This window comes from Phormidium sp. CCY1219, assembly GCF_055795085.1.
Genome location: NZ_JAYFEQ010000858.1, coordinates 1 through 11,013, shown reverse-complemented (window position 1 = coordinate 11,013; position 11,013 = coordinate 1). Strand labels below are relative to the sequence as shown.

9 protein-coding genes are annotated in these 11,013 nt (G+C 51.6%); 2 read left to right on the top strand and 7 right to left on the bottom strand.

Features of this window, described 5'->3' with window-relative positions; all coding sequences use genetic code 11:
* Positions 1-39: 39 nt before the first annotated feature.
* The gene (locus tag AC0QH1_RS27655; RefSeq protein ID WP_324634661.1) at positions 40-1,191 is read right to left on the bottom strand and encodes a hypothetical protein; all 1,152 of its coding nucleotides are present in this window, start codon (positions 1,189-1,191) and stop codon (positions 40-42) included.
* 11 nt (positions 1,192-1,202) lie between these two features.
* Positions 1,203-2,369 carry a heterocyst differentiation protein HetZ gene (hetZ, locus tag AC0QH1_RS27650; protein ID WP_442957370.1) on the bottom strand — a complete coding sequence of 389 codons (1,167 nt, stop codon included), beginning with the start codon at positions 2,367-2,369 and terminating at the stop codon, positions 1,203-1,205.
* A gap of 88 nt (positions 2,370-2,457) precedes the next feature.
* Here hetZ and AC0QH1_RS27645 point away from each other — a divergent pair, with 88 nt between their 5' ends.
* Positions 2,458-2,952: a hypothetical protein gene (locus tag AC0QH1_RS27645; protein ID WP_324634660.1), complete on the top strand. Its 495-nt coding sequence runs from the start codon at positions 2,458-2,460 to the stop codon at positions 2,950-2,952.
* A 120-nt stretch (positions 2,953-3,072) separates the two neighbouring features.
* On the opposite strand, the gene sds is transcribed toward AC0QH1_RS27645, so the two are convergent.
* The 3 genes from sds to AC0QH1_RS27630 all read right to left on the bottom strand — a co-directional run bounded on the left by sds (position 3,073) and on the right by AC0QH1_RS27630 (position 8,133).
* The gene (sds, locus tag AC0QH1_RS27640) at positions 3,073-4,044 is read right to left on the bottom strand and encodes a solanesyl diphosphate synthase (protein WP_324634659.1); all 972 of its coding nucleotides are present in this window, start codon (positions 4,042-4,044) and stop codon (positions 3,073-3,075) included.
* Between the two features lie 1,150 nt (positions 4,045-5,194).
* Positions 5,195-6,022: a glutamate racemase gene (gene murI, locus AC0QH1_RS27635; protein WP_324634694.1), complete on the bottom strand. Its 828-nt coding sequence runs from the start codon at positions 6,020-6,022 to the stop codon at positions 5,195-5,197.
* Positions 6,023-6,333: 311 nt separating this feature from the next.
* The gene (locus tag AC0QH1_RS27630; RefSeq protein WP_324634658.1) at positions 6,334-8,133 is read right to left on the bottom strand and encodes an N-acetylmuramoyl-L-alanine amidase; all 1,800 of its coding nucleotides are present in this window, start codon (positions 8,131-8,133) and stop codon (positions 6,334-6,336) included.
* 751 nt (positions 8,134-8,884) lie between these two features.
* On the opposite strand from AC0QH1_RS27630, the gene AC0QH1_RS27625 reads away from it, so the two are divergent.
* A complete protein-coding gene (locus tag AC0QH1_RS27625) occupies positions 8,885-9,313 on the top strand; it encodes a hypothetical protein (protein ID WP_324634657.1) in 429 nt (142 codons plus the stop codon).
* Between the two features lie 19 nt (positions 9,314-9,332).
* On the opposite strand, the gene AC0QH1_RS27620 is transcribed toward AC0QH1_RS27625, so the two are convergent.
* Both AC0QH1_RS27620 and AC0QH1_RS27615 read right to left on the bottom strand, forming a co-directional pair.
* Positions 9,333-10,505: a pyridoxal phosphate-dependent aminotransferase gene (locus AC0QH1_RS27620; protein ID WP_324634656.1), complete on the bottom strand. Its 1,173-nt coding sequence runs from the start codon at positions 10,503-10,505 to the stop codon at positions 9,333-9,335.
* A 250-nt stretch (positions 10,506-10,755) separates the two neighbouring features.
* Positions 10,756-10,935, bottom strand: a complete 180-nt coding sequence (locus AC0QH1_RS27615; protein WP_324634655.1) for a hypothetical protein — start codon at positions 10,933-10,935, stop codon at positions 10,756-10,758.
* Positions 10,936-11,013 lie beyond the last annotated feature (78 nt).

The following is an 11,013-nucleotide window of genomic DNA, read 5'->3' as shown; positions in this document are numbered from 1 at the left end:
TTTCTTCCTACTTTAAGGGAAGGTTCGGCGTTTTTGCATTTATCTTTGGGTGTCAGTGGTGGGAAAAACGACAAAGGTAAGGGAGTTATTGTCGTGATTGTGGAAGCGAACTTCTAACAGATAAGTTTGGTTAGGTTGCGCGTCGTTGAGTTCCACACTCAAGACCCCAGAATGCGGGCGTTGGGCAGTGGTTTGAGTTTCTCCATGATGCAGGTGCAAACTGCCGGCACAAGGCAATTGAGCCTGAACCTTGAGAGAGGCTCCAGACTCGGTGGAGGAAGAAGCCTCCGGATCCCGGTGGAGATATTGAACTTGAATGCTCAGCATCCCCGCACTGGTCAGCCATTGTCGTTCCACCGGATGCCCACAAGCCCGAACCGTCATGCTCAGGGTGCCCATAATTTCTCGCGCCGCCAGCAAACACAGGACCATTTGTTGATCGGATGTAGCCGCTTCGTAGGTGGCGGGAAATTCACCAGCGGTTTTGGAGACTGGATTGGTGGTGGAAGAGTTCGAGCCTCGGGTGGGAGACATTTGCATGACCAATCCCGCCAGGTGGTTTAGGGTGGTAAAGCGATCGGGGAATAATTCTTCCACCGCTCGGACTAATTTGGCACCTTCGCGCACGGAGGATTGAACGAGGGTCTGAGAGCGAGCGAGGATTTGAGCCAAAACTTTTTCCGGCAGGGAAATTGGCAGGCTCAAGGCGGGTAATTGAGCGCTCCACACCATAGCGGGAACTTCTTGCGCGAGAGAAAAGTCAATGTTCTCAGGTTCGTAATCCAGTATCTCGGTTTCCCAGGGGAATAGGGGCGGAGATGAAAGGATTTCAGCTTGGAGTCGGCGCTTCACGAGTGCATAAAAACGGTCTTGCACGGCAGGTATCTCTCCTGGTTTAGTTGGTGGATCTCCTCCGAAACTCGATTCATTGAGGTTTGCAAATCCGGCCTCCGAGTCACCCGCTGTCCCGGGTGGGGGGTCGATCGCTTGCGAATCGAGGGGATGTAAGTCGTCGGTTTCGTCCTGGGCGACGAAATTTTCATTTTCCCCCGGAGGTGTTTCGGGACTTGCCAGCTCCCCAGTGGGTGGCCGATCGCTGGCGATCGGCTTTTGCAAGAGCCAAGCGAGTAGATGTTGCTCGATCGCTTCTGAGGAAGCAAGGTATTTGAAAACTTGCTCGTCCCTAGTCATGTGTTAACCCCCTATTCATCTGTAGATGCACTTTTTCCGGAATCCCGAGCGTTGCGAAGACCCCAGGCTGCTTCTAGCAGTTTAAACCACCGTTTTTGCAGTTGATTGACGGTACAACCGAGTTTTTGGGCGATTTCTGGATCGGGTACTTTTTTTTGCTTGAGCTCGAGTAGTTGCAACTGCTCCGGACCGATTTTGGTTTGAAAGTCTTTCCATTGGCTTGGGCTAAGACCCAAGTTGCGCTCTAAATCCGCTTCTAACCATTGATGCACCAGTTCCCAGCGATGGGAGAGGGCAAAGCGAATCAAATGGTATTTAAAGCGCTGTTGTAAGTAATCTCGCTGACGAGGCGTCAGACCGAGAATTTCTTCGATTTCGCTGGTGGGTAAATCTTGCAAGCGCAAGGTAAAGTAGTCGGCACAGTCTTGTTGACCCCGCTCTTGCAGGTAACTCATTAATTCTTTGACTACAGTTTCGCGCAGGGAATCCTCCGCCGGTTCCGAGTCGAGATCCACCATTGCCTCTCGCACCTGCTGCACCGAGGAGTCATTCCAGGTTTTGTCCGACTCCACCCCCGCTCCTTCTGCCGCTTGTTCCATATCTACAGTGGTTTCCGGCGGTTGCTGTTGGGCGCAGGTCTGCGATCGCAAGATGATGAGCTGCTGAGAGCGCCCCCCAGGCAAGGGAATGCGTCGCTTTCCATATCTTTCGGTAAAGGCCATGTATTCGGCCAGTTCTAACAGGGTTGACGGTGAAAATGTTGGATCGAGTTGTGCTTCTCGTCGAAAAGCATTCAAGGATTCGAGGTAAAATCCCTGCAAAAAATCTTCAATCAGGCTTAATCTTGCTTGATAGCTCGATTGGATTTGGGGAGGAGTTATGTAACGATAAACAATCGCACTCAGGGTACTGTGCAATTCCACTCTTCCGGCTCTTGCTCCTAGCTTGTAGTAGTTGAGACATTGCTGTAGGCGATGTCTCGCCAGGATCTCCATCCAAGTTTGCTCCTCTCCAGAGGCTTGAATGCGCTTGCTTTCTTGGCAAATCCGGGTTACTTCTGCGGCTATGCGGGCGGCTACCTCCCGGCAGTTTTGTTCAGAAGCACGAGTGGACTGCTGGAGTTGTGTCAATAAAAATTCTAATATTTCTTCCACGCGCCCGTCGATTTTTGCCATCATGGTTTGTAACTATCAACAACCCTAGCTTTGACTAGAGATTCCAACAGCTAAACTTGAAGAGACGATCTAAAGTTGCAACAGTGTCAACATGGATTTAGACCAACAAGTTCGGCTGTTAATTGACAATGCACCCCAAGATGGACAAACTCCGGGAATTATAAAGGCGATCGCGCCAGCGCTCGAGCAGATCGCTGTTCAGTTGCGCCATTCCCAGTATTACATCCTGCAAACCCTCAACCAGCGTTGGGTAGTGACTACGTTAAGCAATCGCGCCCAACCTGATATTGAAAAAAAGGTGATTTATGCGTTTCCTTCGTTAGAGGACGCTAAAAACAGTGCTTATGCTCCCAAAGCGTCTCAAGCGATCGCTCTGCCCGTGCCAGTGATTCACATTTTGTTTCAGATGGTCACGATTGATACTGTGGATAGTGTGGTTTTCTTTGAGACCCCCGGGGAACTGACTAGCGGCACGGAAGTCCCTCGTCAAGACATTCAACATCCGATCCGGCTTCAGCTACAGAAGTACCTACAGCATTCACCGAAGCGTCCCAAATCGAGCCAGCTTCCGCCAGACATTGCCTGAGATAGAAGCCGCAACGCATCCGGGGATCTACAGCATCGCCAGTGATTTTCTGGCGATGTCTGGCGATCGCCCGGGGCGTGCGCGTTCCAGCAGAGCTTTCCTCTTGCTGAACCCTCATTGCTAATACAGACGGCTCAGGACGTAATCAGCCAACTTCACCAACGCTTCAGAACATTCCGATGGCTCTAGGCAATTTAGATGTTTCACCGCCACTTCGGCATGATGAGCCGCCAGTTCTCGCGATCGTGAAATCCCGTTTGACTCTTTAATCAGGGTCATCGCCTTTTCCAAGTCGTCTGCTTCAGCAAACTCGCGCTCGATCAAGACTTCCAAATAAGGTTTTTCTTCCAGGGCAAATAACACCGGGGCTGTCAGATTCCCACTTTGGAGATCCGAACCCGCGTTTTTGCCTAAGCTTTCCGTCGAACCGGTGAAGTCCAAGATATCGTCCACAATTTGGAAGGCCAGACCAATATGACGGCCATATTGATAAAAGTCCTCGGCCATTTCCGCTGTTACCTCACTTAATATACCAGCGGCTTTCGCACTGTTGGCAATTAAGGAGGCAGTTTTATAATAGCTTTTTTCTAGGTATGCTTCAATTGACAAATGGCTGTCAAATCGATTCAGTCCTTGTTGAATTTCCCCTTCCGCGAGATCCATAATTACTTCTGAAAGAAGTTTGACAACTTCCAAGTTATCTAAATTCGCTAGGTACCAGGAAGACTGGGCAAACAGAAAATCTCCTGCCAACACCGCCACGCGGTTGCCAAATCGGCTGTGAACCGTAGGCACCCCTCGGCGAACTTCAGATTCGTCCACCACATCGTCATGCACCAAGCTGGCGGTGTGGATCATTTCGGTGATGGCCGCTAACCGCCGATGCCGGGGGGTCAGTTGTCGATCGGGTATCGTCGCTCTCGAGAGCAACAGGACAATTGCTGGCCTCACCCGTTTTCCCCTAGCGCCGAAGAGGTACTCCGCCGCAGCGAATAATATGGGGTGACGGGCCCCAACAAGCTTTTTCAGATTCTCGGTCAACAAACGCAGGTCTGCTTCAACCGGGGAAAATAGGGAGGTGGTTGAGGTCATGGATAGGCCGACTCAGGCGTCAAGTTACGAAATTTTACATACATTCTAAGCGAAGCCTCTGGCAATCCGAAAGTTTTATGACAAAAAACTCCTCAAATCTCATCCAGCAGCTTGCTGCGTCAATTGTAGAGAATTGTTAAGCAATTTGGCAAAACCCGTTCCAATTCAGCCATCTTGTGTTATCCTAAATCGTAATAATTGAAACATTTCCATACATAAAGCGCCACAACGGCTGTAGGTCTTGCTGACTTCCGTTGTGAATGTCTGTTGTAGCGGAGTACGCACTGGGGGCAATATCCCAGCTACAGGTAGCCTTCCTAATTTGGGTCTCCTTTTAGGAGAGGCTATAGCTCGAACCACGGAAATCCCAGATTCGGTTACGATTTGTAACTGAGGGGTGCTGTGGATTTGGCAAAAACTTTAGGGGAATTCCCTAATTGTATTGGTTCCCGACCTGCTCTTAGCTGGAGGAACCCAATCTGTTCGCAGACCTCAAGAAAACCCAGAGCGGGTTACGCCGAGCGGGTTCCGCCCAGGAGTACCCGATACTGGAGCAGGAAAAGGTCTCGCCTCCACGGCATGATTCTAATTGTTTTGTTCGCTCCTGAGCTGTTTTGGAAGGAGGACGCAGGCATCAAGCTGCAGTCATCTCGCGAAGGTAGGTTGCGGCGATCGAGACTGCGAGTCTGGCTCCAAAGCGCGGGGGCAAGGGCGAGATATCGCCCCGAGGGAGGCGCGGCTCGCGATGTTCCGAGCTTGGCCTGTGGTGGGTCAGCATTCTTGCGGTCAGTTTCCTGCCTGAGAATGCTGAGCCAAAGATTTCTCATAAACATTTAAGTTCAAGACCTCCTCGCTTACCTCATCTGGCCGTACTATGACTTACCACGATATGCCTTTGATTATTCCGATTCTGGCAACCGGTTATTTGTTAGCAATTTATCTGCTATTGAGCTTAGTAGGACGACACGCGAGAGGATCGAGTTCGCGTCCCTAGCCCAATTTAGGCACATTCCCGATCTCAGCGATCGGGTCAACAGCCGCAGCAGAACCCTCTGTGGTCAACAAACTACTCGATCGCAGAATCGAAAAAGTCAACCCGCAGCAAAATCGCGCTGCGGGTTGACTTCCATTCGATCCGCCAAACCCACTGCTACTCCAAAGGTTTAAGCGGTAAAGGCTCGCTTTCTGGCTGAGGTAAGCAAACTTTTTCCACCGTGGGAGTACAACCGAGCCACTGCACCGCACGTTGGCCAAACTCTTCCGGACAACCGCTCACCCCAAATCGAGTTGGCAGGGCAGCACCAGTATCGCGCAATCCCAAAGCTTCGAGTTCTCGAGCCGCAGCTTGCACCACCCATACAGCCGGATCCACCAATTGCACCGACCTCGGCAAAATGGACTTGAGTACGCGGGCCAAAAGCGGATAGTGAGTACAGCCGTAAATCAAGGTATCAATTTGCTGCTCCTGTAGGGGCGCAAGATATTCCCGCGCCACTTCCATCGTGTAAGAATCGTGAATTCGATTGCGCTCGATTAACGGCACAAATTCCGGACACCCCACTTGCCAAACCCGACACTGAGGATTCATTTCCTGAATCGCTCGCCGATACGCATTACTTGCGGCGGTAGCTGGAGTTGCAATCACGCCAATTCTGCGACCTTGCCGGACAGCCGCCCGCGCTCCCGGTAAAATCAGCCCCAAAATTGGCACATCAAATTCCGATTGTACGGTTTCGAGTGCCAAAGCCGAACTGGTATTGCACGCCATAATCACCATTTTCACCCCCTGTGACTCCATCCAGCAGAGAATCTCGCGCACGAATTGCACGATTTCTGCCGGCTGGCGGTTGCCATAAGGGAGGCGAGCCGTATCGGCAAAATAAAGAATCGACTCGGAAGGTAATTGTCGGTAAAGTTCTCGTAAAACCGTCAGTCCCCCCACCCCACTGTCAAAAATTCCAATTCTAGCTTTTTGGATATTTCCCCCAAAGGGTTTGCGAGGGCGGGGTTGTGAAGACGCACCTACTGGCGTCTCTGGGAAAAGTGGGTCGGGAGAGCGAGACGAGGATGGCGAAAAGCTGGTTGCGTCGGCATCTCGAGAGGCACTGGAGACAGGATCGATAAAGTTAGACACGAGGCTAGAGATAGAGTTGAGTTTGATGCAGAGTTCAGGTCTAAAGGCGAGTTTGGTGCAACGGACGAAAACTGTTCGTTCGATGAAGTCAACCCGCTGCTGTCTAAGCACTCGGTCGGTCCGAGGGACTAACCGGTTGCAGACCCACGCAGAAATTAACGATTCTGAAGGTACTGTAGGATACCGCGAGCGATCGCCTCAGCCAATTGGTTTTGATGGGCCACAGTTGCCAATCGCGGTGCATCCTCCGCACCAGTGACAAAACCGACTTCTACCAAAACCGCCGGCATGGAGGTGTGCCGCAACACATAAAATCTAGCTCGGCGCACGCCGCGATCGCGCGATCCGCTCATCTGTAGCACACTGTTGTGAATCGTCCGCGCCAGACCATTCCCCGTAGCATAATAATAGGTCTCGATGCCATTCACATCAGGACGACTCATATCGATCGCATTGGCGTGAACGCTAACAAACAGATCCGCATTCACCCGATTAGCAAGCTGGACCCGAGGAGCCAAATCGATTTCGCGATCGTCGCTACGAGTTAAAATCGCTTGCACCCCATTTTGCTCTAAAATTGCCGCCACCCGTTCCGAGATCGGCAGCACGATATCCTTTTCTTGAATTCCGCCAATCCCAATTGCACCCGGATCGCGACCGCCATGTCCGGCGTCGATCGCCACCACCACGCGGGCATTGCGAGGCAGACGCATCGAATTCGGCCTTGGATTGCGCTGGGGTGGAGCCACCGAACCCGTTCCCCTAGAACTCGAAGCAGAAGTTTGACGCGGCCCGTCCAACGCCACGGAGAGCACTTCCGGACTCGGCTGAGTGAGTTGACCAATTCGCACCCCAGCCGATGGCTGCACTAAAATTGCCACAGTTTCCCGGTCTTCTTGTTCCAGGCGAACCCACAAAAAAGATCGGTTTCCGGTAGGTTTTGGCGGTCTAACCCCGTTGGAGAGACGTGCCGATGGAATCGAGATTTTATAAGCTCCTGAAGCGCGATCCCATCCGCTGGTGTAGGTAAACGGGCTATCGGATCTCACCAAAATTTGCGAACCATCTCTTTGAAGTTCGACCCCCTCAATTTCCACCAGGCGATCGCTCCTCGACCTGGACCTAGATGCTACATTTCCGGGAGTTCCCGACCCGCTAGCATTCGGCAAGAGCACCACGCCCCCAAAACTGCTCCCTGTCGCCAACCACTCCGAGTCGCGATCGCTGAGCAGAAACGTCAGGCGCACCACTGGCGGCGAGGACTCTACCTGCCTAACATTCAGACGCGCCACCCCATGCTGATTGTAAAGCTGGTCTCTCCATCGCATATCCGACGAAATGGTAGCTCCTTGTAAATCTACATACAAAGCCCCTTCGTCATTATTGCGCTGGACTTCAATTTGTGGCTCTCCCCCCTGCGTCCGGATAAAAAAGCCATCCGGCGTCACCTGAACATTCTCCAGTTGAATGCCTCCCGCCGCGATCGCCATCTCGTCCCGGGATGCTTCTCCATACAGCCGTTCTGGTTCGGAGGCCCGACTCGATACTGCACCTCGCCGTTGCGGAGTGGGGACTTCCACGGTCCACTGATTGGCCGTTATGCCTCTAAATTTCACCTCTCCCGGGTCTAACGTGTAACCCGGGCTGAGTTCAATCACCAACCGAGCCGTGTCAGATTCAAACTGACCCACCCGAATGGATTGAAATCCCTCCTTCACAATCGGCTGAGTCACCGTAGGACGTCCGAGGGTGGTTCCGGGTAAATCAATCACCAACCGAGTGGGATTGGCAATTAATTGCGCCTTCGGTTGCACCCCCCCTTCTGTCGTAAAGTGAAGTCGGTTTTGACTGGTATCAAAACGCCAAAACTCCAGTTGTGCTGCTTGAGACGGACTTGCTAGCAGCAAGACACTGATTGCGGAAGGTAGTAGCCAAGAAAATACTTGCGGTTTCACCCAATTTCTCCTGTGGAGCCGTTGTTTAGACAAATAACACAGCCGTAGAGGTTTGCCTGGTTGCTCGTGACGCTCGCGCAAGCGTCTGAGTTGGGCCTCTAACGATATCTGAACTTCAATGGATTAACATAATATTTAAAGCTGGTTTGAAAGATAGCATGTTGCGAGCCTGGATGGGACGAAGGACGTGGGACAGTTTCCCAAATTAACGTATCGTTCATCGGGTTTGTCTTATCGCGATCGTGCAATCGACCCAGAGGGGATAAAACGCTCTTGCCCTACCAAGCCCGTTTAGACGAAGACCAAGGCTTGATGACAAGCTGTGTTAGTTTAATCGATTCATCCTTGATTTGCCAATCATTTTTCACTGCCTTCACCTTCTTTTCCGGATGGGACACTCCTACCTTGCTCGGGAGGGGTGCCCGATAAGCGCCACCAAAATTCCGTGGCTTCGATGCCCCAACAACTATTCTTCCCATCTGAATGGTTTTCTTAGGGTGTGGACTGAGAAAACCCAACCACTCGGGGGAGGAAAATCACAGGGATTGCTCAGGCGCTGCATCGATTCAGGTTCAGCCTCGGTGAATGAAGGGGATAATTTTCCGAGTGGCGATCGCCCCTTCCCATCCCGAGCCCCACCCTGGAAAGCCCGCAAGTTTCACCCCGCCGTTTCCCCATCGGTCTGTGGAATAAAATACAAAACTATAACATCTGCTGTTGATATTGCCATCGTTGTGTCAAACTCACAGGAATGGAAGTTTCCCAAGTTTTTCAACCCTATCAGATAGTTTGCCTCGAACATCTTGGTCGCTACCTGTATGCAGAAGTGATTCAAATCGTAGAAAATCGCGGAATGCTTTGGATCCGCCCTCTTATGTTGGCAGTTTGGCCGAGTGACACCCGAGACCCCTTTCAGGAATCGCCGCGATCGCTTTACGATCTGCGCGAGGGTGCCGATCTGGTGTGGCCGATTCATTTATTTCGACTGGCGGTGGATACGGAGGTGATTTCCCTGTTCGCGCAGCTTGAGAATTCTGCCTCCCCTGCGCCGGAAACCGCAAAAATGAACCATCAGCAACTTAGAGGCTTCGTACAGCAGGTTTGGCACGCCTATCCCCATGTGTTTCAGAAAATTGGCAATGGAGTGCCTACAGAGCAAGGAGACCCACAAGCCGATTGAGAGGGAATTCCTACAGGAGTTAAGCGTAATGAATCCCCGCATGTTTCATGCGCTCGATCGCTTCGGTGATGCGCGCTTCGGGGAGGGTGAGGGCGATGCGAACGAAGCCTTCCCCGAAGACTCCGTACCCATTCCCAGGAGGGACGATAATCCCACAGTTTTCTAGAAGTAAGGTGGTAAATTCTGTAGAAGAATACCCTTGCGGAACGGGTGTCCACACGTAAAGGGTGGCTTTGGGCGGTTGCACGGGCCACCCGAGCGATTGTAGTCCGGCAATCAGGAGGTCTCGACGTTGGTGATAAACCGAGCGGATGGCGTGGAGTTCTGCTTTTGGGGTCAAAAAACCAGCGATCGCCGCTTGTTGAATGGCCTTAAACACCCCGGAGTCTACATTAGATTTCACCTGCGCCAGGGCTTGAATTGCACTTGCATTCCCCACCACAAAACCCACCCGCCAGCCTGCCATGTTAAAAGATTTAGACAAACTGTGAAATTCGATGGCCACATCTATCGCCCCCTTGACTTGCAGCACGCTTGGAGGCTGATATCCATCAAACGCGATTTCCGAGTAGGCACAATCGTGGCATAGCAAAATATCGTATTCTCGGCAAAATGCCACCAATCTTCCAAAAAACTGCAAATTGGCTACAGCGCTGGTGGGATTGTTGGGGTAATTAATCCATAGCAGTTTTGCTTTTCTGGCAACGGCTTCGGGAATGGCGTTTAAATCCGGCAAGAAGTCATTGTCCGGTTTCAGTGGCATGATGTAGGGTTCGCCACCGGCAAATAAGGTTCCCGTTCGGTAGACCGGATATCCCGGATCGGGAATCAGGGTGTAGTCGTCAGGATCCACAAATGCTAAAAACGTATTGTGGATGGCTTCTTTCGAGCCAATCGAAGCAACGACCTGGGTTTGCGGGTTGAGTCCCGTTACGCCAAATCGGTGTTCCATCCACTGCACCACTGCTTCTCGGAAGTCGTTCGTGCCTCGGTAAGGGGGGTAGTTATGGGTGGCTGGATTGTCAATGGCTTCATGCATTGCCTGGAGAATGCGATCGGGAGTCGGTTTGTCCGGGTCTCCCACACCCAAATTGATAATATCAATCCCCTGAGATAATAATTCCTTTCGTTTGCGGTCAATCTCGGCAAATAAATAAGGGGGGATTTTCTTTAAACGGTTGGCAAACTCCATGACGACTAGACAATCAGCTCCTGCTAAGGGTAGAAAACCATTAGACAGTTTACCTTACCCTTGGGGCGGCTCAACAGTGTTTTTCTAGACTGTGGGGGGTTGAGGCTCGAGTCGCTGCTGACGGGTTGTCGGGTGGATGAGGTGGAACCCGAGCAAGGTTGAAGCAATGCACCCTAAAATTTTGCCCCAGAGGATGTAACCACTGGTGCCGATTTGCTGGTGCTGAGCTGCGATCGCAGCTTTGTAGGGGTTATCGGCTGGCTACGAGCTGAATGCGTCCTGCATCCATCTCTGCCATCAATAACTCTAGGGCTTCATAATCCACATCATCGATATATCCTAGCCTGGTTAACTCGGAGTTAATCCCATTTTCAATATCGGGAGTTAATTGCTTGATATAGAGGGCTTTTTCTACCAGTTGACGAATCATAATAACCTCCGATACGTTTGGAAACCCCCGTGCTTTAGCCGGGGGAGGAAAAACGAACGTGCGGCTTTAGCCGCCGTC